The sequence below is a fragment of the Paenibacillus amylolyticus genome, assembly GCF_003719335.1.
Lineage (GTDB): Bacteria > Bacillota > Bacilli > Paenibacillales > Paenibacillaceae > Paenibacillus > Paenibacillus amylolyticus_D.
The window spans coordinates 66278-88339 of the sequence record NZ_RIAS01000006.1 but is presented as its reverse complement, the minus strand read 5'-3'; the positions used below and the strand labels follow the sequence as shown (position 1 = coordinate 88339).

Here is a 22062-nt window from a genome sequence, read left to right as displayed (position 1 = left end):
TGACGTTATTACATTATTGAAGCGAGAATAACAGCGATCGAAAGAAAACGATTCGCCACCGGAACGAACACTCACACGTGCCCTGTTTTATTCTACACATCCCTGTAAAAGCTGGATTACGTTTTTAAAACGACTTATGGGAACGCGCATAACGTAGTGGAGGGGGCGAAATCGATTCTAAAGAAGCGAAGCGCTCGCCTTTATTCCCGGATTTCTCCCTTCGGAAAGGGAAACAAAGAAATCTGGGAATAACAGCGATCGAAAGAACGATTCGCCACCGGAACGAACACTCACACGTGCCCTGTTTTATTCTCCACATCCCTGTAAAAGCTAGATTACGTTTTTAAAACGACTTATGGGAACGCGCATAACGTAGTGGAGGGGGCGAAATCGATTCTAAAGAAGCGAAGCGCTCGCCTTTATTCCCGGATTTCTCCCTTCGGAAAGGGAAACAAAGAAATCTGGGAATAACAGCGATCGAAAGAACGATTCGCCACCGGAACGTCTACACAAGCGCGCCCCACATCCGTTTTAATTGTTAAGCCAAGCTTTTCATAAATTCCACGACCGTCAGCAACCCTTTATCAAAGTTCTCCAGGTTAAAATGTTCGTTTGGTGCATGCAGATTTTCGTCTGGCAGACCAAAGCCCATCATCACGGCAGGCACGCCAAGCACGCGGGAAAGCTTCTCAACGATTGGAATGGAGCCGCCGTCCTTGGTGAATAGGGCACGCACGCCATATACTTTTTCGTAAGCGTCTGCGGCTTTTTGCAGGATCGGATCAGTCGGGTCGGTATTGAACGCAAAAGCCTTCTCAATTTGTTTGATCTGCAATGTCGCTCCTGGTTGGACGTGTGCACGCAGGTGAGCTTCGATGCTATCTAATACATGCTGCGGATCTTGGTCAGCGACAAGACGGCACGTGATTTTAGCGTGAGCTTCTTTCGGAATAACGGTTTTACTGCCCTCGCCCTGGAAACCGCCCCATACGCCGTTCAATTCGAGTGTTGGGCGGGCGCCGACACGTTCTACAAAGGAATACCCTTCCTCACCATACAATTGCTCCAGTCCGAGATCTTGACGAAGCTGTTCTTCATTGAAGCCTTGCTTCACGAATTCTTCTCTCATCCCTGGAGACAACGGCAGAACGCCATCATAGAATCCATCCACGCTCACGCGGCCTTGCTCATCGTGCAAAGATGCCAGCAGGGAGACGAGGGCATGAAGCGCATTCGGGACACCGCCGCCGAAGGAACCGGAGTGCAGGTCGGTATTGGCGGTGAACAGATCCACATGCATCGAGCACAGGCCGCGCAGGCCCGTGGAGATAGCAGGTTTTCCTTTTTCCAAAAGGGATGTATCCGAGATTAACACCATGTCTGCTCTCAGTTTGTCCGTATGATCGTTGAGATAGATTGGCAGGTTCGGACTGGAGATTTCCTCTTCGCCTTCGATGCAGAATTTCACGTTAATCGGCAACTCTTTATTTTCGGCAATCAGTGCTTCGACGGCTTTGATATGTATAAAAATTTGTCCTTTATCATCCGTTGCACCCCGGGCATACAGCTTCCCATCACGAATCGTTGGTTCGAAAGGTGGCGTCTCCCACAGGTTAAGCGGATCAACAGGTTGTACATCATAGTGTCCATAGATCAGGGCTGTTGGTTTGCCCGGTGCGTGCAGGTGGTCTGCATAAACAATGGGATGGCCAGCCGTTTGGATAATCTCGACATTTTCCATACCCGCACGTGTAAGTGCATCCGCTGCCCATTGTGCCGCACGTTGAATGTCTTCTTTATGCTCAGAAATGGCGGAAATACTTGGAATGGATAACCATTCGTTCAGTTCTGCCAGATGTTTGTCCCGGTTTTGCTCAAAATATGCTTGTTCGTTCATTGAAAAAGGCCTCCTTCAAATCTGCTTTCAATCTATTGTAATCCATTTTGCCCTGTTAATAAAACATTGGTTAAAAAATGCTTCCTAAATGCTGGGTTCCCATAAAGGGGCAAAGATGAGTTAGTGTCTGTCTCAGCATCTATTGAGATAAATTTATCCGAGTCTATGTCAGCTATGACTATACTTCATCAATTAGAAAAGTATGGTTGGACGTATAACGACCACAGAGGAGTAGCTTTTTTATCTGTTGGATCAACGTAAGCTCACTGCAATAACATCCGAGCTTTTTATTTTACCTGATCCGTTGATGGAAATACGCAGTGTTTGGATATCTAAAGCTTTTAAAGAGCGCTATTCAAATGATGCTTTTAATCGAATTAGAACTGTTTATCCTGAGGTGCGAACCCTAAGCTCACAGTGCGGAATTACGGAACATTTTCGTTTGTGAGACGGTTTAAACGTTATTTTTCGCTGTCCACTCTACACGAGTAAGTTGAGTTATTTACAAATATCTTGCTGTTATTTTTCAATGCAATACTCTGTGATCTTATGTTCTGGTTCTAAATCAGATTTCGTGTAGTCCCATCAGTGGAAGAGCACCTGTTTTTGAAGTTACACACGATATGAACACCTAGTGGCATGCTGAGTTCACTAACATTTGAGAGGGAACGGGTACAATAGCGATCCTATAGTTAATCTTTTTAAAACCTTATTGCATCAGGGTTTGTGGCTTAACTGCGTTGAGAGTACATTATGCGTAAACGACGTACATAAGGGAGCATTGGATATGGGGAAAATGAAAGGGAGTTGGTAATCAATGTAACCGTACTTCATTCATTTTAAGTGCATTGTACGGTTTTTTCGTTACCAATACAAACAATACAATAGTCTCGACCTCAGACAGCATAAGCGATCAGGGTGGATTCGTTGTGTTTGGGTTACTCTTTTTATGGATGTATTTGTTTCATCTCATCATTAGTTATCTAAATTTTGTAGTAGCAAAGATTGCAGGGATGGAACTACCAAAGAGGCTTCTAGCTTTTGAACTAGAACATCCCGTTCTGATTTTCTTTTTGTGAACAAAAGTGCTCTAACTTTTATGTTAGAGCGCTTTTATTATGTCAGTAGGGTATATTCGGAGAAGAATTCAACTGTCATTATGTACGCAACTCTTGATACATACTAGTGGAGCTTCAATATACATCGCAAAAATTAACTCCTTTGATCCATTAAGTTATTGATAGTTCTTTTTACTTATGTATTAATGAAAGAGTAAGAACAATACTTTTATATGGAGGAATATGGTGTTGCAGAAAAGACCAGCATATCAAAAATTCACTACAATTCTTGGCATTTCGTTCTTGGTACTTATTGCGTCAGTACTTATGTTGCCGAGGGTTGCGCTAGCAACAAATGAACCAGCTTATCATGAGTGGGACAAGCAACAGGAACATGTGGGATTAAGCCATCTGTGGTTTACTGATCGAGCTGCCAATGGACTCATCCCGGTTCGTCAAAACTGGAAGTGGGGATTCATCAATTATCAGGGCAAATTTGTTATTAAGCCACAGTTTCAATTAGCAAGAGATGCGTTCAATCAGGGTGTAGCAGTCGTAAATAGAAATCAGTTAATAAATAATAAAGGTAAAGTGATATTTCAGGACAAAAGCATTGAATATATTAGCTGGTTTGATTATGGGCTGGCCATCGCTAAGAAAAATGGGAAGATTGGTTACCTGAATACTAAAGGCAAATTTGTTATTTCTCCTACATATGAAGAAGGAACAGGCTTTTACAATCAAGTCGCAATGGTAAAAAAGAATGGTAAGTGGGCATTAATCAATACCAAAGGGAAATTACTAACGACATTTAACATCGAAGAAATAGATTATAGAATAGATTATCGTAAATCAGGGGTATTTCCCGTAAAGATCGATGGACTGTGGGGGAGTATGAATTATAAGGGTCAGCTCGTGGTACCTGCAGAGTTCCAAAACAAAATTGAATTTAAAGGTAATACATTAGATTGGGGGCTCCGCCGCGATAACCATAGCGCTATTGTGAGGCAAGATGGATTAATTGTTTCGTTAAATGAATATTATTCCAAGTCAGGCGAGCCACAGAGTGGACTTTGGAAAATCCAACACAATGGCGAAGGCATCGTGGATGTATCCGGGCGTATGGTTGTAGAACCTCAAAGTGACCAAAAGGTTATCCTTTCAGGAGATGGAAGTTACGCGGTAAGAGATATGAAAGATGAAAGTTCCGGGTGGACTTTTTATAAAAAGGATCAAACCCTACTATTTGAGTCCAGTTATACAGATATGCAGGCTTTTTCAGAAGATCTGGCGGCTGTGAAAGTTAATCAAAAATGGGGATATGTTTCGAAGAATGGAGACATTAAAATACCCGCTCAGTACGAAGAGGCTAATCTGTTTCAAGCGGGAAGTGCGGTCATTCGTAAGAATGGTAAGTATGGATTGATCGGAACTCGTGGTGAGTCCATATTAGCTACGAAGTACGATGAAATGATTCCACTTATTGAGCGAACGAATTACATGAATAACCAGATTGAGAAATTGACCACAAATAATCCACTATACCGAGTAAAGTTAAATAAAAGCTATGGGATTGTAGATAGTCGAGGGAACATCGTGATGGATGTGAAATACGAAATGATTGATCTTGATCGTACCGACTATTATCACGATATTGATCCGATCGCAACAGTCCAATATGCATTAAAAGCTAAAGATGGTTCAATCTCGGCATCAATCAATATTAAAACGGGTAAACGGATATTCCCAGCATATTCCATGGTAAACTACCTTGGTGACGGAATGTACAGCGGGGTTCCGGTAGGGAAGAAGAGTCAGTATGTTATTTTCAATGCAAAAGGAAAAGAAGTATTCCGCTCAGGTTTTGAAGGTTAGATCTTTTCGTTACATCAGTGTTTTGGGATTATGAGCCGTAGTATAGTTACCATGTCATTGGCTTTCATATGATTCGTTGTATGGGAGCCAAGACAAGATACCATCTCAGAACCCGGTTGAATTGGTTTAGACACACAACGCATCAAAATGAACTTGGAAAGGGAACTACATAATGAAATCCATTACTCGATTATTTTTACCGTCGGTCTTACTGCTAATTATATCTCTACTCACCGTTTTTGAAGGTAATACGTATGCTTTAGGTGCGAATGAAGACATAACTAGCTCATCCACTGTTAAAAGTGGAACTGAAAAGATTAGAGATAGGTCGACCTACATGTTTGACCAAAAAAACAAGCAAGTTACGATCCGAACCAATCGAATCAGTTTCGCTACCGGGATGCAAAAGATCAACGAATACAACTTTACCGATCCTTCTTTGCTTCCATCGTACTACGAGTTTGATTCCACAAACGGTTTCAATCATCAAGATGGTGTAGTTGTGGATACACCTAAAGGAATCAAGGCTTACACCGTTGCAGTACAAAGTACCCTGAAGGGGAAAAATGGAGTAAACATCATCTACGAGTTTGACTATTCCAACCTTACGCTCAGAAAGATAAAAGAGATCCCGACTCAGAAAAGCGTACAGCTAGATGCCGTTCAGCTCGGATTGTACTCTGTAGAGTCAGACAAAGAGGGTGTTCAATACTACTCCTTGGAAAATAACAAGCAAGTGTTGTCAGGGGGGAAACTTATCACTTCCAAGGATGTGACTGACACCACCTTTAGTCTTTCACCGGCTCCGGCCTCTCAGACATTTGGCGTCTACTGTCCTAAATACCAGTATACGAGCTGCTACAATATCGAATTTGGCGGAGTCAAAGGTAAAGCCGTTAAAGTCACTAAAAATAATGTGATCGAAGATGCAAGGCAAGCTTCTTCCAAAAGCTTCATGGCAGGAGGTACGAAAATAAAATGGAACCAGAGTAGTTTTCAGATGAACACTCCATATCAATGGAATGTGACTGCTACTCGAAATGGAAAAGCGGTATCTTTGTTTAATGGAAAGGCTTATGAGTTGGATACCTTTGTATCTCCAGGGGGAAAGTATTTAGTTATAAATGTAGATCCCTCGTATCATTTCAAACGGACACAAGCAAGTACGATATATGTTTATGATTTAAAAACGATGGTACAAGTTCAGAAATACAAATCTTCGTATAATACGAATGTCACAGGAATTCAATGGCTTTCAGATGATCTCTATATCATGGAATATTATTTTTCTAATCCTGGTGCGTATCCGCCATCTTTCTATTACATACCGGAAGGAAAACATTTTAAGATTGAGTACTCTCAATATCAAGATTGGGCAAACTATCTGGATTCCTTCACCTATGATGATCTTTTCTTTTTGACACTACCCGTTGCGGTAACGTCTGGTGAAGGGGTTCTGCATTATGAAGGACAGCCCACGTTCTATATGAATGGACTCTATTACGTTCCGCTGAAGGAGTTTATGAATGCATTCCATGTCCAGTTGGAAGAGAAGGATAAGACCTACTTGTTTAAGCGTCTTGATCGGACAAGTAAGCTAGCCGTTAGCCAAAGTAAGAGACTGATTGTTAAAGGGAAAGTATTCCTTCCACTAGGACAATGGAATAAGGAGCTAGGATTAAAAGTTGCTCAAGTCGGTATGCATTCGATGAGTTATGAGATTCTAATTAGTGACGAATTAAGAAAAACTGAAGCAGCTATGAAGGAAGAAACACCTGAGTTTCAAGCCATTCTAAAACGTCTCAAGAAGTCTGAGGACGGATCTGGTGGATTTATTGCAACAGAGACATCATTTACTCAAAAAAACTCAGATCGTGCGAGTTTTAGAGGTGTCAAGGCTGTATTAAACCATAATCGTAGTTTGAGCTTCAGTTTCTCTCCATTTGATTCATACGGCGAGAACTTACAGATATACATCACTAGTAGAGACAGTAGTAAGGTTCTTATGGAGCTACCAGTTAAGGTTACAGGAAAGGAGTATACAACTGCTGCTTTACCAGAGCGTGTATTTGAAGAGGGAATATTGACTTTTGCATTTCCTGAGCCAGACAATGAAGTTGTAGAACATTCACATTTGGGTTTTACATTAAAACTCCCTGAGTTTAGTAAAAATAGGCTTTAGGAGTAGCCGAGAGTGGCCAATCGGGAGAGGGGATTTCGAGAATATACTCTTACTCCTATAGAAAACGACGAAAGCTCTTTTCAAGATAAGGTGCCTCAACAGAGGCACCTTTTTAGGTTATTTATTTTAAATATTTTGAGTTCTGATATGAACACTAACTGATTTAACTATAGGTGAGTCCAAATTTACTATCTTTCTCTTCTCGCTTTGGATTGTCAACATTAAATCAGACAACTTTTTTATGGGCTTCCTGGCGATACTGAACAGGCATCACATATCCCAGTGTCTAAAATAACTCCAGCTGCTCGGGGCCTTCTTCCTTCTCTGGCTCGGTGCGGTCGGGGAATGGTTTGATAGGCTGATCTAGCAGTTCCATCATCATCTGGGCGTTGGTTGCAGCATCTCCGGCAGAGTTATTGTTGAAAATAACAAACACATCCTCGCTCTGCTCCTGCAACTGTTCCAGATAAACTTTCCATTCCGACAGTTCCTGTTCGTTGTAACGGTACAGATAACGTGTCTCACGCCAGTTGGGTGCGCCGTTTTGCTGCCAGCCGGATACGTTGCGTCCATGCATGCGAACGAGTGTCATCCGGGAATCCGTTGCGATGGGCACAATGGGAATAGAGCCTGGCCCTGCCTGGGGTTCATCACAGACACTATGAATCCATCCTTGCTCTTTTAGAAAATAAAGCGTGCGCTCACGCATATTGCCTGCATACCAGCTTTGGTGACGAAACTCGATTGCGCATGGAATACCTTCCATACGGAGCTTCACTTCCCGTAGTTCATTGACATTGTCCCGGTTGCATTCAAACCAGGGTGGATATTGAAACAAGGCAGCCTGCATTTTACCTGCTTCGATCACAGGTTCAAGCGATTCACGAAAAGCTTTGTACATCTCGGACGTACTGGTAAAATACGGCTTGCCACGTAGATGTCCCGTCATTCCCTGATAGGCTTTCACGATAAATGAAAATGATTCAGGCGTTTCCGCAGCCCAGCGGGCCATACGGTCGCGAGGCTGCACAGCGTAGAAGGAACTGTCTACCTCCACCGTGGAGAAATATTGTCCGTACAGACGAAGCTTGTCCTTCGCTTGGGTACGGTTTGGATAGAGATCTTCTTGATCGCCCCATCCCGTAAGTCCGATACGAATCATAAGAACACCTCCTGTTGTATGTATTTAACCGATTCGCAGGAGCATGATATATCTAACATTATATCTTGCGTTGTAAAGGCGTTCAATGAGGATGGCAGACGATCATTTTGAGTTTGGGTACTAAAGCGTTACAATAATTTGAAATGATTCTAAACAGACACCAGTTTTAGCTTAGCGTGGGGGTGGTCTGGCCAGCAAGATCTGCACAATGCGGATAAGGGTCAATGATGATATGGAGGGCGAAGATTGACATGACGGCATGGTACGAAAAAAGTTTTGGCGAAGATTATCTGCTCGTATACAAACACCGGGATGTGCATGGTGCTTATGAGGAAGTACATAAAATGATTAGCTGGCTGAAGCTTCACCCTCGTGCAGAAGTGCTTGATCTCTGCTGTGGGATGGGCAGGCACTCTCTTGCACTTGCGGACGCTGGCTTTCAGGTGACGGGAGTAGACTTGTCCGATGTGCTTCTGCGTGAAGCCAGAGAACTGGATACCGATCATCGGGTTAGATGGTGTCATGCCGACATGCGCAGAATCCCCTTGGGCGGTGGATTCGATGCTGTAGTTAACCTGTTCACTTCCTTTGGATACTTTCCCGAGGATATTGAACAATTGAAGGTTCTGCGTGCCATCCATCGAATGTTGAAGCCTGGAGGCAGTTTCATTCTTGATTTTATCAATACAGCCTATGTGCAAAAACATCTGGTGCAGCACTCTGCTCGTGAAGATGAAGGGCAACGGATTGAGGAATTTCGCAGGATACAAGACGGGTTTGTGCAAAAGGAAATACATATCACGGACATCTCTGCCGGGACTGAACCGCGAATCTATAAGGAAAGTGTCAAGCTCTACTCGCGTGAGCAACTGAGTGAAATGCTGGAGGATGCAGATCTTCAGGTCGATCAGGTTCATGGGGGTTACGATGAAGAGAAATATGATGAGCAGACTTCGCCGCGCATGATCTTTGTGGGACATCGTCCTGCCGACTAAAAGTATGTTCAGTGTGAATATCTTTAGTTCACTTAAGAATGAGAGAGGGGAAAGGCCATGAAACGTACAAGAACCGAATTTTTATCTATGCCAGAAGGGATGCACCGTATTCAAATCACGATGTCTTTTCCACTTCGATGGGTAAACAGTTATCTTTTAACCGAACCGGATGGCAAGGTGAGCATTATTGATCCAGGACCGCGTACAGCGGAGACGGAGCAGGAGTGGCATGAAGCATTGGCCGGACTCGGCTTGACCTTTCAACATATTCATCAGATTGTACTGACCCATCATCATCCTGATCATCTGGGATTGTCTGGATGGATGCAGCAGATGTCGGGTGCACCAGTGTTAATGTCAGCACGCTCCCGCCAGGAAACAGATTTTATGTGGGGAACAGGGGCCAGTATTGAAGAGAGACTGCCGGAGTACTACCTTCTTCATGGCATGCCGCAACATAAGACGGTTGAAATTAAGGAACATATGAAAACATTTATCTCACAAATTACACCGCTCCCGGAGGTAACCATCGTTGCAGATGGTGAAACCGTCCATATGGGTGGAAAAGCATGGATCGCTGTGGAAACGGGCGGACATGCCCCGGGTCATCTATCGTTCTATGCTCCTGAATCAAGAGAGATTTTGTGCGGAGATGCTGTTTTACCCCAAATTTCGCCCAATATCAGCTTGCAGCCGGGCAGTGATGCAGAACCGCTGCAATCCTACATGGATGGCTTGCGGCGTCTGAGCACTTTTACAGTGGAACGTGCATATCCGGGGCATCGAAATCCGTTTACTCGTTTTACGGAACGCACCATCGAATTGCTTGCTCACCATGAAGAGCGTCTGGCAAAACTAGCAGAACGATTGCAGGAAAGCCCTGCTCACGCATATGATGTCTGCTTGCATTTGTTTGGTGATCGGCTTGGCACACATCAATTGCGCTTTGCCATGAGCGAAACACTGGCGCATCTGCAGGAATTAGATCGGCGTGGCTTGGCGAGACAGGTACAACAGGCTGACGGCATCATTTATTTTCAACAATTAAGTAGCTAGTAGTCATAGAATGCCTATAGACACATTTGCACAGTTGTTCATAGCTATTTCCGAATCGTGATCTTATCGTTATCCCTGAGCAGGATATACCTGTTCGGGGCTTTTTTTTGTGAGAAAAAACGAAAAGCTTTAGGCACGGTTAACCGTTTATTCAGCTTCTTTTAAGCCAGGGAGCCTATCATACAACTATGAACTTCGCTATAGAAAGCAGGGATCAGCGATGACAAGACGTAAACGGAACCAATGGCGGAAATGGCAAGCTTCGGCTGCGGCTACATTAACTGTGGCTGCACTCTTTCAATATGTAAGAACCTCGGATGCATTTGACGCAGCTTATGCGGCGGCGAATGGGACAGACACTGGAATAACAGCTTCCACACGGGTGGATTCACGTGACGATGTGATGGATGAATGGTCTCCAGACGGTGCGGATCAGTACAATTGGGATACAGACGGATACTCGGTTGGGTCAAATCAGGATCAGGCCAATTCGCTGCGCTCGGGCTCTGAAAGCAATCATGGCAATTATCAGTCACGCACAGGTGCATCATGAGCCGCACAGAGCAGGCTGTACGTCCCCTCCGATTTTATTTTCACGCGATGAACACGAAGGTGGAAGTACAGTTGTTGGCAGATAGAGAACAAGCGGAACACGCCGCCTCCCTCGTCAAAAACTGGTTCGAAACACAGGAGCAGCGTTTTAGCCGTTTTGTGGCTGATAGTGAATTAACTCGTCTGAATGAGAGTCATGGATGGATCTCTGTCTCGGCTGCGATGGATGAGGTGCTCAGCTTAGCATATGGATATATCGGACAAACGGAAGGCATCTTCCAACCCAGCATCATGAAGGCTCTTCGTTCATCGGGATATGATGTAAGCTTTGAAAAGATACAGCAGCGACCATCCCAGCGACCTTTGGTGGAGCGTCTGATATCTACAATAAAATCGGAAGCGGCTGGCATGAGTGAAGAGCCGTTTGACTACAGTCGTCCAAGCTGGATACAGCGGGAAGGGAGCCGGATGGTGCATCTCGACCCGGGAACGGAGCTCGATCTTGGCGGTATTGTAAAGGGCTGGGCTGTAGAGCGTATCGCGGACTGGCTGCAGAAGAGAATGAACATTCCTGCGGGAATGATTAATGCAGGCGGTGACATTCAGGTATGGGGTACAACAGACCACCCTCATTGGACACTGGACGTAACTAACCCGTCTCCACAGACGCAAAATGTGTTGGGAGCGGTACGGTTACAACGAGGGGCTGTCGCTACATCAGGGGTTACACGTAGACAGTGGCAAGATAACAAGGGTAATAGAGCACATCATCTGATTGATCCACGGACGATGAAACCGGCAGACACAGATATTTTACAATGCACCGTCGTTGGTCAGCATGCTTCACAGTGCGAAATTATAGCCAAGACTGTATCGATCTTGGGGAGCGCAGAAGCAGTGAACTGGCTTAATCGTCATTATGACCGACATGATGTTCTCTGGATTACCGGGCAGGGAAACGTTTATTTTAGAGGGAATTCATCAACACTTGCTGAGCGCTGGCCTGGATTCGACCCGGATCATCGTTTTAGCTTGATCGAATAGGAACGAGACAAGTCTAATAGATTTGGGGGAACCGGTTATGGCACAGTGGATTGTAGATTACCTGCCAACGTGGAATATCATTCGTATCAGTGGAATTGCTGCGTATGTACTGCTTTTTGCGGGTGTGTTTCTAGGCATTGCTCAAGGGATGCCGATTGCGAAGGGGAAACCAAAAGCTGTCATGTTTGAGTGGCATACACGAACAACCTGGCTTGCCTTTGGACTTGGCATCACACATGCACTTATGCTGGTTATTGATCACTACAGCCCGTTTACCTGGAGAGAACTGCTGATTCCTTTTACAGCGTCGGTGCACCCGATTGGCACTGGACTGGGAACGTTAGCTTTCTACGGCCTGCTGATCGTGTTGTTGTCCAGTGATCTGCGCAACAAGCTGGGGCGCAAATGGTGGTTTATGTTCCACATGTTGTCTTATCCGGTATTCGCCGGGTTGTTGATTCATGGCATGGTAACGGGAAGTGACTCGGGTCATGTGCTCATGCGCCTGATGTATGTATTTACCGGAATCAGCATTATTGGTATCACGGTATTGCGTGGTCTGATGCGAGAGCGAAAAGGACCTGAGATCACGATTGGACCCAAACGGACCGAATCAGAATCGATGAAGGATCGAAAATGGGCAGAAACCTGCGGATTGGCTGTGCCTTTGGGGCAAGAGCAGCTCAAATAACTGTTGCAACCTGGGTCAGCTGCCTAGCATGCTTCTTGACATGGTGCACAACTAATCAATAAGCCATTAAATTAGCCATATGAAATAGAGAAGCGGCCTGCACAGGCCGCTTTTTTTGACTCGTTTTCCTTCGACTAATGTTCCTGCAACGTGGTTCAGGCAGATATGTACCCATGTGAAAATGAAGCAATTTCATGCCTTTGGTTGCTGTTACTGCCAATCTAAACTAAAACTAAATCTTGTCGTCGCTGACCGGTTTTTCTCCCAATGCTTCTTCAAGCTCGGATTGTTTGCGATGAGCAATACGACTGCTGGCGGCTGAAGCGATGGCACCGACAATATCGTCGAAGAACGTATGCACAGGTCCAAGGCTTTTGTCGTTGAGACGTTCCAATACCCCGGGTTTCAGCTTGTCCACATAACCGTAATTGGTAAATCCGATACTGCCATATACATTCACAATCGAGAAGGCGAGAATTTCATCTACGCCATACAGTCCTTCATCATTCTCAATCATCTCTTGCAGAGGAGAGATCAGTTGTCCTTGTTCCGCCAGCAGATCAAGCTGAATGCCGGTTAACACCGCATTTTGTACCTCGCGTTTTTTCAAAACCATCTCCACGTTCTCAATGCATTCTTCCATCGTCAGTCCAGGATAGTACTTTTTCTGAAGCAACATGACCAGTTCTGCGATCTCAGGGATCGTGACGCCCCGTTTGTGCAACCATTCCCTTGTGGCTTCGGCAACTTTGCGGCTATTCAGACTGTAAGGGATTTTTTCCTGCTCCGGATGTTCCATGGGCGAATCCTCCTCTGGTGTAAATATAAATTGAACGAAGAGGTTTACACGGGAACACTTCGATGACAGAATAACCTTGAGAGTAGCGGTTATCCCCGGATTTTTTTGATTCCTATTTTCAAAGGGGGAAATCCGGTGATAAGCGTATGCTTTAAAAGTAGCTTTCTTGCAGAAAGCTTTAGGCGACAGCTCCGCTTTTCCAGGTTTTTTCTGTCCTCTCCGTTAACGTGTAAAAATTCATTCAAGTTATATATCGATGATTGTATACATCTAACTTACATACGTTATTAACCGTATTGCGTTGCTTTTATGTTGGTATCACAAGAAGATTGCCAGATTGGGTAAGAACTTGTGCAAAAAGTAGTTATTTTTTGAACGAAGGCTCGTATACATGGTAGTACAAACTGTAAAAATGATGAGGGGGAACGTGATCATGAGAAAAATCCCATCTTTACGTAAGGCATCGGCAGCGGCATTGCTTGGCATTCCTGTCGTATTATCTGGTTGTGGAATGTTCGGTGCCCAATCTTCAGAAGCGATTGATCCGCCGCCGCGTATTCAGGAAGCCGCTATGATTCAGGCCGCTGAAGGTGATGGAAAGCTCGCAACGCTTCCGCTCACGACGGTGTATTTGCAGGACCAGCAAGGTATGCTTGCTCCAGTCTCGTTAACCCTTCCATCCGGAACCGATGTAAGCAGCCCGAAGACAGCTTTGGATACATTAGTTACAGGCGGAGCATATGCTGGAATGTTACCTGAAGGATTCAAGGGTGTATTGCCACAGGGAACGGTAGTGCAGAATGTAACCATTCACTCCGATGACAAGCTGGCTGTTGTCGAGTTCTCGGGTAACTTTGCCAAATACGATGCCAAAGATGAGCGTAAAATGCTGGAAGCCGTGACATGGACGCTGACAGGTACGCCTGAGATTAACAATGTACAGATTTGGGTGGATGGCAAAAAGCTGAGCCAAATGCCTGTCAACAGTACACCTTTGCCGGAGCCGCTGAATCGTGCAGTAGGCATTAATCTGGATTTAGGTGAGTCCTTCACAACGAACAGCAGTCCGGTGACGGTTTATTTTTCAGCCGCTTCTCCTGCTGGTGTGCAGTATTATGTTCCTGTTACACGGCTTGTGGCTCCAGGTGGAGACCGCGTTCAGGCCGCTTTAAACGAATTGATTAAGGGGCCAGCCAAGGACGGAGAACTGGAAGAAGTGATGACAGGTGGAACGGAGTTACAGTCCGTTAAGACGTCTGAAGATGGAACGGTGACGGTTGCACTGAAGGATGATATGTTCACGGAAGGGGATATTGTACCTAGTGAGTTGTTGCAGTCCGTTGTCCTGACAACCGCAGAGAATACAGTCAGCAAAGATGCCAAAGTGCAGATTGAATGGAACGGGCAAAAAACGGTCAAAGGTGATGATAACCGGGATTACAGTGCGCCAGTGTCCAAGCCGGAATACATTAACGAAATCCCGATTTAACAGATAAGAGAGCACCGAGGGTGCTTTTAACTGAACTCTTTGGTAAAATATAAAGGATTGTTGTTAAAGAGAACAAGTTCAACATTACAGGATGCTTAAGTCGTAGGAGGCAGAAAATATGAGATCTAACGGACGAACTAGCGAACAGCTGCGCCCGATGAATTTAACAATTAACACGAATAAATACGCCGAGGGCTCCGTATTGATTGAAGTCGGTGATACAAAGGTAATCTGTACGGCAACGGTGGAGGAACGTGTTCCGCCTTTTATGAAAGGGCAGGGCAAGGGCTGGGTTACAGCGGAATACTCCATGCTTCCGCGTGCCACGCACACTCGTAACCAGCGTGAAGCGAATCGCGGCAAACTGACAGGACGCACAATGGAGATTCAACGTCTGATCGGCCGTGCTCTTCGTTCGGTCGTGAATTTGCAGGCACTTGGGGAGCGTACCATTACGCTGGACTGTGATGTTATTCAGGCAGATGGTGGCACACGCACAACGTCCATTACCGGTTCATTTGTGGCACTCGCGCTCGCTGTGAACAAAATTTCGCAGCAACATAAACTGCAGGTGTTCCCGATCACAGATTTCCTTGCTTCCGTGAGCGTAGGTGTTGTCGGAGAACAGCCGGTACTGGATCTGAATTATGATGAGGACTCCAAAGCCAAAGTGGACATGAACCTGGTGATGACGGGAAGCGGGAAATACGTGGAACTTCAGGGAACAGGTGAAGAAGCACCATTTGACCGTCGTGAATTGAATGCGATGCTGGAACTTGGCGAACAGGGAATTTTGGAAATGATCGAGCGGCAAAAAGAAGCCCTTGGACCGATCGCGCTGAAGATTGGTTCACGTGGATTGGGTGAGGCTTAAGATGAGTCTGGACAGCCCGGTTATCATTGTTGCCACCCGCAATGCAGGAAAAGTGCGTGAATTCGCGCATGCTTTTGCTCCACTGGGCAAAGAGGTCAAAAGCATGTTTGATTATCCAGAACTTCCGGATGTTGTGGAAGATGGTGTTACCTTTGCCGAGAACGCGTGGAAAAAAGCAAAGACCGTCGGTGATGCGCTTGGGCTACCTGTTCTGGCAGACGATTCAGGACTTTGTGTAGATTTGCTGAATGGAGAACCGGGTGTATATTCCGCAAGATATGCTGGTGCAGGTGCGACTGATACCCAGAACAATGCCAAGCTATTGGATGCACTTGCTGCGTTAAAGTCTGGTGAGGATTCCCAGCAACCGCTGTTAAGTCCTGCACAATTTGTGTGCGCACTTGTGTTATACGATCCAGCAAGCGGAGACAAGTATGAAGCCGAAGGTTCGGCTGATGGCTGGATTACAGCTGATGCTGCAGGCGAAGGCGGTTTTGGATATGATCCGCTCTTCTATGTGCCGGAATATGAGAAGACGATGGCAGAACTTACGTTGGAACAAAAACAAGCGATCAGTCATCGGGGTCATGCACTGCGAGCACTCGTTTCCCGCTTGAAAGCATAAAAGGCGAGGTTGGCTACATGCTTCGCTAGTGTGCTGAATCGATTGACTTTCTTTATTGCATGAAGCAAGCAAGAGAAGCATTGAATTCATCAAGGCGTTAATGGAAACAACTTTCATTCCTGTGGGATAAGGTTGTCACTCTGTTAACGTCTTTTTGATATGCGTTGTTGAGCTAATCAAGTGTGGTCCTTCCATGTACCTAGATATCATGACTGATAAAGGATTTCAGATATGGGGAACATGCGTTCTTTTTCCTATACCGAACAGGAGGTGGTTTGCACGATTGGGAATGGCATTGGGACTGGGGTTGGAAGAAGTTGCAAGTCAGCCCGGGTATGGGTTAACATTCAGATTAGTGAAAGATGATACACCTTATACGGGAGGGATTTGGCATGCAAGAAGTGAAGCTGGTTGTAAATTACGATGACTATGAAGAAGGTATACGAATGGAGACACTTCTTCAAGATTTGGCAGCGAAACCGGAAGCGGCTACGCTGGAAAGTTTGATCATTGGAGATTGGGGACAAGCTTATGAAAATTCTCCGCAGGAATTCAAAGATACGTTAATTCAGCTTGCACCAAGTTTTCCGGCTCTAAAACAATTGTTTATCGGAGATATGGAGTCCGAAGAATGTGAAATTTCATGGATTGTTCAGACGAATCTAGCGCCAATCCTGCATGCCTTTCCTAATCTGACTTCCTTTGTAATCCAAGGGAGCAGCGGACTGGAACTTGAACCTCTGAAGCATAACAAGCTGGAAGAATTAGTGATTATCTGTGGCGGTCTGCCGAAAAAAGTGTTACATTCCATTGCTGCGGCTGAATTGCCTGAATTGCGCAAGCTCGAACTGTATCTGGGTGTGGAAGATTACGGGTTTAACGGTTCATTAGAGGACGTATTGCCTTTGATTGAAAAAGGGCGTTTTCCTAAACTGGAGTACCTTGGCCTGAAGAACAGCGAAATACAGGATGAGATCGCAAAGGCTGTTGCAGATGCACCGATTCTGGATCAAATTCAGGTGCTTGATCTTTCGGATGGAACGTTATCTGATGAAGGTGCAGAAGCGCTGATTGCCAGCGATAAAATTAAACAGTTGAAATATCTGGACTTAAGCTATCACTTCATGACGGATGAAGTCATGGAGCGTTTTAATCAATTGGGCATATCCGTGGATGTTAGTGATCAGCAGGAAAGTGATGAAGATGACTGGCGTTTCCCGATGGTGACAGAGTAAACGATGTTGAAGTTGGATGAAAAGCCTTTGTTATTAATCGGCAATCCGGATAATCGGCGTACAGCAGGTCTACAAGAAGCCAGGAAACGAATGGGCATGAAACCTGCGGCCGTGTTGGCTTATGAGAAGTTGCTCCAAACCTGGAGACATGGCGGCAGTCTGGCTGAACTTGTTCCATCGATCTCGCCTAGCCTGCTTATCCGACTGGATGCTCCCGGAGAACATTGGGAGGTAGAGCGGGGCCTGTTGCATCTCGGGGCTGTCGACTACGAAGGCTTTGGCGGTATAGTATTGAGCAATCCATCGACGAGCTTTGAGAGCTCGAATCTTAGCGTGCCGAATGACCTGACATCTTCGATGAATCAGGCAACACGGGAATCTTTCTCCGCCGAAGCAGCGCTCACATTAGAGCAACAATGGGGCAGAATTTACGCACCTGCCCAATGGTTCAGGGGCTGGAAGGCTTGTCTTGACCGAATTGCCCGAGAAGCGCGTGAAGTATGGCCTGATGTGCAATTCTGGAATGATCCTGATGAGATTGGCATGATGTTTGATAAAAGACAATGCCAGCTTCACCTCACGCGTCACGGGATTTCAGTGCCACCGATATTACCTTCTTCCGAGCCAATTCAGTGCTGGGAACAGTTGCGAGCGGCGATGGATGCATCACGGATGCATCGTGTTTTTGTCAAGCTTGCCTGTGGCTCGGCTGCTTCTGGTGTGGTTGCATATCAGGTGAATCCGCGAACAGGTGCGGAGATCGCTGTGACAACCGTAGGTATGGAGACGACCCAGGGGCGAACGCTCTTTTACAATGAGGGTAAACTGCAAAGGTATACCCATCTTGAAGAAATTCGTACGCTATTGGACTGGCTTTGTGCTGAAGGGGCTCAAATTGAACGGTGGATGCCCAAAGCAACGCTGAATCAACGCGCTTATGATATTCGTCAACTTGTAGCGGCGGGGCAGGCTGGTCATGCGGTGATGCGTCTTAGCAATACCCCAATCACGAATCTTCATCTGCGGAATGAGCGCATGCTGCCAGCAGAAGCTGGTCTGCCCGAGCCACATATGTCGATTATCCAGAGAGCAGCTCAGGATACGATGCTGACTTTCCCCAATTCATGGTCGGCAGGCATTGATGTGATGCTTACCAGCGGCATGGAACCACGAGCATATGTGCTGGATGTGAACCCGTTCGGAGACTTGTTATACCGAGTCAAACATCAAGAATTGACCCCGTATGAATGGGAAATGAAGCTTTTGCGAAAGGAGCCTGTCAGACATGCCTGATATGAACACCATTGTAGGCTCCCATGATATATTGATGATTACACTGGATACGCTGCGATATGATGTTGCCAAGCTGGAAGAGCAGCACTGCCCCAATCTATGTGGCTCCGGTTCGTGGGAGAAACGGCATACCCCGGGGAGCTTTACGTATGCTGCTCACCATGCTTTTTTTGGCGGTTTTATGCCTACACCTGCAAATACAGACAAAGCATCGCATATCCGGTTGTTCCATTCTCGAAATACTGGACTTCAAACCCATCCTCATACTTGGTTGTTTGATACACCAGATATCGTGTCCGGATTTGCCGCTGAGGGGTATCGAACGATCTGTATCGGTGGCGTTATATTTTTTACGAAAAAAAATCCTCTCGCCAAAGTCCTGCCTGGTTATTTTCAGCAAAGTTATTGGCGCATGAATTTTGGGGTTACCAATCCAAGGTCAACAGAGAATCAAGTCAACCATGCCTTAAAGCTGCTTAATCAGATGGAGCCAGATGAGAAACTTTTTCTTTTCATGAACGTTTCCGCTATTCACGGCCCCAACCGATACTTCGTTGAGGGAGCCCGAGAGGACTCGGTAGAGACGCAAAGAGCTGCATTGCGATATGTGGACAAGGCGTTAGGACCTTTGTTTGAAGCGATGAGAAAGCGAGAACGGCCAACGTTCTGTCTTGCTTTTTCTGACCATGGCACTGCCTATGGTGAGGATGGGTATCACGGACACCGACTGGCGCATGATGTTGTTTGGACGGTGCCGTATCGTGAATTTATTTTATAAGGAGGGAAGCCGATGAGTGAGTATGCAGAGCGAGCTACAGCAGGTGCCACACAGTCTGGCTCCAATCCAGCAACAAGTCTTCGTGATGTGCTGACATTCCCGTATCGTTCCTATCTGTACTCTTACCCGCATAAGACGGCATATCGTGAATTGAATCCGCCTATTCCGCTTCAATCTCTGTGGGAGAAGGAAGACACGGAAACTTATTTTTTATACATGCACATCCCTTTTTGCGCTGCACGTTGCGGGTTTTGTAATCTGTTCACACTGCCGGACAAGCGGCAGGACAGCCATGAACAGTATGTTGACGCACTTGAACGTCAAGCGAAGCAGTGGGCGCCAGTGACTTCACGTAGACCGTATTCGAGGTTTGCAATTGGTGGGGGAACCCCCACATTGTTGAATGAGACACAGCTAAGCCGTCTGTTTGACATTGCTGAACATACGATGGGACTAGATGCGTCGCAAGCTTCTATATCGGTGGAGACATCCCCTGACACCGTTACGGATGGGAAATTAAGCATCTTGAAGGAACGACGCGTGGATCGGGTGAGTATGGGAATTCAGAGCTTTATTGAAGCAGAGGCATCCGCCATCTATCGTCCGCAAAAACCACAAGAGGTAGAACGTGCTCTGGAGAAGTTGGTTCGTCATGATTTTCCGCTGTTGAATCTGGATCTGATCTATGGTTTACCGGGACAAACGGAGGAGACATGGATTTATTCCCTTGAACGTGTGCTGGCTTATGATCCGGGGGAAGTATTTATTTATCCTTTATATACACGGGAAAATACGATCGTAAAGCCAGAGGATATTCAGCGTCAAGGACCCGATATTCGGATGCAACTGTACAAAGCTGCACGTGAACTTTTAAAAAGCAAAGGGTACACGCAATATTCGATGAGAAGATTTGCGAAGGAGCAGTCTTCTGCCAAACCACTGTTACCATACAGTTGTCAGGAAGAAGGCATGGTCGGTCTGGGATGTGGTGCCCGCTCCTATACGAGCGAGGTTCATTATGCATCTAAATATGGTGTGACCTATAAGGCTACACAAAGCATTATTGCTGATTATGTGAGCACCGAGCGTTATGATGTGGCTGATTATGGCATTGTGTTAAGCCGTGAAGAGCAGAAACGTCGATTTATATTAAAAGCATTGCTGCATCGGGAGGGACTTATGTTGTCTGCTTACCAAGAGAGGTTTGGCACTCATGTGATGTCTGACTACCCGTGGCTGAACGAATTGTTGGTAGAAGAGATGGCATGCTTCGATGTCGAAGAAAATGAGCAAGTACTGCGTTTGAAAGAGAATGGACTTGGATATTCCGATGCCATTGGAGACTGGCTTATTTCTGCGGATATTCGGGAGCAGATGGAAGGATTTGTTTTCTCATGAGAGCAACCTTGTATTACCGGGGGAAGTTGTCATCCTGTAACTATGACTGCCCTTATTGTCCGTTTAGCAAAACAGTGGATTCCAAAGAAACGTTAAATGTGGATGAACAGCAACTACGCCAGTTTGTAAGCTGGGTGAGAGAACAGGAGATTCATGGGCATCGTTTTTCGATCTTTTTTAACCCCTACGGAGAAGCGTTGGTGAGGCGCTGGTATCGGGAAGCGATGATTGAATTGTCACATATGACTCACGTGGATAAGGTGGCGATTCAGACCAACCTTTCTGTGAAACTGGATTGGGCAAGTGAGTTGCATGTAGACAAAGCTGCTTTCTGGGCGACGTATCACCCTCGTGAGACCAAAGAGGCTTCATTTGTGAACCAATGTATGACATTACGTCAGATGGGGCTGTCTTTTAGCGTCGGCACGGTTGGACTACGTAGTGCATTTCCGGCCATAGTATCCATGAGGAGTGCCTTGCCTGACGATGTATATATGTGGATCAATGCGTTCAAAGATCGGCGGAACTATTACACCCCTGACGAAATCAAGTTTCTCAAGGACATTGACCCGTTCTTTGAGGGGAATTTGCAGGACTACGACAGTTTGGGCAAGCGCTGCGCAGCGGGCACGGATGTGTTTTATGTTCAAGGCTCGGGTCATGTAAAAAGATGTTATAAGGATCGACGCATCATTGGTCATCTCTATCGTGATGGCTTGCAGGCTTTGGCTAAAGACCGACCTTGTGGTATGAAAAAATGCGGTTGTTACATCGGGTATATTCATATGCAGGATTCCCCGTTCAGAGAAACATTTGGCACAGGACTGCTAGAGCGGAATCCCAGCTTCATTCATCAATAAACTCATCTTTCAGTAAGTACTTGTTTCAAACCGTAAGGTTGGTTTCAAGTGTACTGGAAGGTGTGTTTTTTTATTTTTCGTAATGAAGGAATGATTCGTAAATCCTAGTAAATGGGTCTTGACTTTTTTTATTGTAAATTCAAAATATTTTTTGATTCAAGTTTTAGTGGTTTTGGGTTAGTATTAATTAGGAATAAAG

General features: G+C 45.6%; 18 protein-coding genes. 15 read left to right on the top strand and 3 right to left on the bottom strand.

The window, feature by feature from the left end; genetic code table 11:
* Positions 1–538: 538 nt before the first annotated feature.
* Positions 539–1897, bottom strand: a complete 1359-nt coding sequence (locus EC604_RS13090) for a dipeptidase (protein ID WP_123064599.1) — start codon at positions 1895–1897, stop codon at positions 539–541.
* A 1307-nt stretch (positions 1898–3204) separates the two neighbouring features.
* Between EC604_RS13090 and EC604_RS13085 the strand changes: the two genes are divergently transcribed.
* Both EC604_RS13085 and EC604_RS13080 read left to right on the top strand, forming a co-directional pair.
* Positions 3205–4830 (top strand): WG repeat-containing protein, encoded by a 1626-nt coding sequence (locus EC604_RS13085; RefSeq protein ID WP_161556923.1) that lies wholly within the window; start codon positions 3205–3207, stop codon positions 4828–4830.
* Between the two features lie 172 nt (positions 4831–5002).
* Positions 5003–7012: a hypothetical protein gene (locus EC604_RS13080; protein WP_123064597.1), complete on the top strand. Its 2010-nt coding sequence runs from the start codon at positions 5003–5005 to the stop codon at positions 7010–7012.
* 286 nt (positions 7013–7298) lie between these two features.
* Here EC604_RS13080 and EC604_RS13075 read toward each other — a convergent pair whose 3' ends face one another.
* Positions 7299–8174: a DUF72 domain-containing protein gene (locus EC604_RS13075; protein WP_123064596.1), complete on the bottom strand. Its 876-nt coding sequence runs from the start codon at positions 8172–8174 to the stop codon at positions 7299–7301.
* Positions 8175–8425: 251 nt separating this feature from the next.
* Between EC604_RS13075 and EC604_RS13070 the strand changes: the two genes are divergently transcribed.
* The 5 genes from EC604_RS13070 to EC604_RS13050 all read left to right on the top strand — a co-directional run bounded on the left by EC604_RS13070 (position 8426) and on the right by EC604_RS13050 (position 12512).
* Positions 8426–9169 (top strand): class I SAM-dependent methyltransferase, encoded by a 744-nt coding sequence (locus EC604_RS13070; RefSeq protein ID WP_123064595.1) that lies wholly within the window; start codon positions 8426–8428, stop codon positions 9167–9169.
* A gap of 57 nt (positions 9170–9226) precedes the next feature.
* On the top strand, positions 9227–10225 hold the full coding sequence (locus EC604_RS13065) for an MBL fold metallo-hydrolase (protein ID WP_123064594.1): 999 nt from the start codon (positions 9227–9229) through the stop codon (positions 10223–10225).
* A 220-nt stretch (positions 10226–10445) separates the two neighbouring features.
* A complete protein-coding gene (locus EC604_RS13060; RefSeq protein ID WP_123064593.1) occupies positions 10446–10778 on the top strand; it encodes a hypothetical protein in 333 nt (110 codons plus the stop codon).
* Positions 10775–11821 (top strand): FAD:protein FMN transferase, encoded by a 1047-nt coding sequence (locus EC604_RS13055; RefSeq protein ID WP_123064592.1) that lies wholly within the window; start codon positions 10775–10777, stop codon positions 11819–11821. The genes EC604_RS13060 and EC604_RS13055 overlap by 4 nt, the downstream gene beginning before the upstream one ends.
* 37 nt (positions 11822–11858) lie before the next feature.
* Positions 11859–12512 (top strand): ferric reductase-like transmembrane domain-containing protein, encoded by a 654-nt coding sequence (locus EC604_RS13050; protein WP_123064591.1) that lies wholly within the window; start codon positions 11859–11861, stop codon positions 12510–12512.
* Positions 12513–12744: 232 nt separating this feature from the next.
* On the opposite strand, the gene EC604_RS13045 is transcribed toward EC604_RS13050, so the two are convergent.
* On the bottom strand, positions 12745–13311 hold the full coding sequence (locus EC604_RS13045) for a phosphatidylglycerophosphatase A family protein (protein ID WP_123064590.1): 567 nt from the start codon (positions 13309–13311) through the stop codon (positions 12745–12747).
* 433 nt (positions 13312–13744) lie between these two features.
* On the opposite strand from EC604_RS13045, the gene EC604_RS13040 reads away from it, so the two are divergent.
* The 8 genes from EC604_RS13040 (at position 13745) to EC604_RS13005 (ending at position 21863) form a co-directional block, all read left to right on the top strand.
* Complete coding sequence (locus EC604_RS13040) at positions 13745–14800, top strand: GerMN domain-containing protein (protein WP_123064589.1); 1056 nt, start codon at positions 13745–13747, stop codon at positions 14798–14800.
* 118 nt (positions 14801–14918) lie between these two features.
* On the top strand, positions 14919–15674 hold the full coding sequence (gene rph / locus EC604_RS13035) for a ribonuclease PH (RefSeq protein WP_123064588.1): 756 nt from the start codon (positions 14919–14921) through the stop codon (positions 15672–15674).
* A 1-nt stretch (position 15675) separates the two neighbouring features.
* Positions 15676–16299 carry an XTP/dITP diphosphatase gene (locus EC604_RS13030; protein WP_123064587.1) on the top strand — a complete coding sequence of 208 codons (624 nt, stop codon included), beginning with the start codon at positions 15676–15678 and terminating at the stop codon, positions 16297–16299.
* A 392-nt stretch (positions 16300–16691) separates the two neighbouring features.
* Positions 16692–17534 (top strand): STM4015 family protein, encoded by an 843-nt coding sequence (locus EC604_RS13025; RefSeq protein WP_123064586.1) that lies wholly within the window; start codon positions 16692–16694, stop codon positions 17532–17534.
* Between the two features lie 3 nt (positions 17535–17537).
* Positions 17538–18827, top strand: a complete 1290-nt coding sequence (locus tag EC604_RS13020; protein ID WP_123064585.1) for an STM4014 family protein — start codon at positions 17538–17540, stop codon at positions 18825–18827.
* The gene (locus tag EC604_RS13015) at positions 18820–19605 is read left to right on the top strand and encodes an STM4013/SEN3800 family hydrolase (RefSeq protein ID WP_123064584.1); all 786 of its coding nucleotides are present in this window, start codon (positions 18820–18822) and stop codon (positions 19603–19605) included. The genes EC604_RS13020 and EC604_RS13015 overlap by 8 nt, the downstream gene beginning before the upstream one ends.
* A 12-nt stretch (positions 19606–19617) precedes the next feature.
* Positions 19618–21003: an STM4012 family radical SAM protein gene (locus tag EC604_RS13010; RefSeq protein ID WP_123064583.1), complete on the top strand. Its 1386-nt coding sequence runs from the start codon at positions 19618–19620 to the stop codon at positions 21001–21003.
* Positions 21000–21863: an STM4011 family radical SAM protein gene (locus tag EC604_RS13005; protein WP_123064582.1), complete on the top strand. Its 864-nt coding sequence runs from the start codon at positions 21000–21002 to the stop codon at positions 21861–21863. The genes EC604_RS13010 and EC604_RS13005 overlap by 4 nt, the downstream gene beginning before the upstream one ends.
* Positions 21864–22062: the final 199 nt, after the last annotated feature.

Bases quoted from the DNA above. Each gene is read 5' to 3' on its own strand.
- EC604_RS13050 (WP_123064591.1), top strand. From the start codon at position 11,859: ATGGCACAGTGGATTGTAGATTACCTGCCAACGTGGAATATCATTCGT.
- EC604_RS13065 (WP_123064594.1), top strand. From the start codon at position 9,227: ATGAAACGTACAAGAACCGAATTTTTATCTATGCCAGAAGGGATGCAC.
- EC604_RS13045 (WP_123064590.1), bottom strand. From the start codon at position 13,311: ATGGAACATCCGGAGCAGGAAAAAATCCCTTACAGTCTGAATAGCCGC.
- EC604_RS13015 (WP_123064584.1), top strand. From the start codon at position 18,820: ATGCCTGATATGAACACCATTGTAGGCTCCCATGATATATTGATGATT.
- rph (WP_123064588.1), top strand. From the start codon at position 14,919: ATGAGATCTAACGGACGAACTAGCGAACAGCTGCGCCCGATGAATTTA.
- EC604_RS13070 (WP_123064595.1), top strand. From the start codon at position 8,426: ATGACGGCATGGTACGAAAAAAGTTTTGGCGAAGATTATCTGCTCGTA.
- EC604_RS13030 (WP_123064587.1), top strand. From the start codon at position 15,676: ATGAGTCTGGACAGCCCGGTTATCATTGTTGCCACCCGCAATGCAGGA.
- EC604_RS13025 (WP_123064586.1), top strand. From the start codon at position 16,692: ATGCAAGAAGTGAAGCTGGTTGTAAATTACGATGACTATGAAGAAGGT.
- EC604_RS13020 (WP_123064585.1), top strand. From the start codon at position 17,538: ATGTTGAAGTTGGATGAAAAGCCTTTGTTATTAATCGGCAATCCGGAT.
- EC604_RS13090 (WP_123064599.1), bottom strand. From the start codon at position 1,897: ATGAACGAACAAGCATATTTTGAGCAAAACCGGGACAAACATCTGGCA.
- EC604_RS13055 (WP_123064592.1), top strand. From the start codon at position 10,775: ATGAGCCGCACAGAGCAGGCTGTACGTCCCCTCCGATTTTATTTTCAC.
- EC604_RS13040 (WP_123064589.1), top strand. From the start codon at position 13,745: ATGAGAAAAATCCCATCTTTACGTAAGGCATCGGCAGCGGCATTGCTT.
- EC604_RS13080 (WP_123064597.1), top strand. From the start codon at position 5,003: ATGAAATCCATTACTCGATTATTTTTACCGTCGGTCTTACTGCTAATT.
- EC604_RS13010 (WP_123064583.1), top strand. From the start codon at position 19,618: ATGAGTGAGTATGCAGAGCGAGCTACAGCAGGTGCCACACAGTCTGGC.
- EC604_RS13060 (WP_123064593.1), top strand. From the start codon at position 10,446: ATGACAAGACGTAAACGGAACCAATGGCGGAAATGGCAAGCTTCGGCT.
- EC604_RS13005 (WP_123064582.1), top strand. From the start codon at position 21,000: ATGAGAGCAACCTTGTATTACCGGGGGAAGTTGTCATCCTGTAACTAT.
- EC604_RS13075 (WP_123064596.1), bottom strand. From the start codon at position 8,174: ATGATTCGTATCGGACTTACGGGATGGGGCGATCAAGAAGATCTCTAT.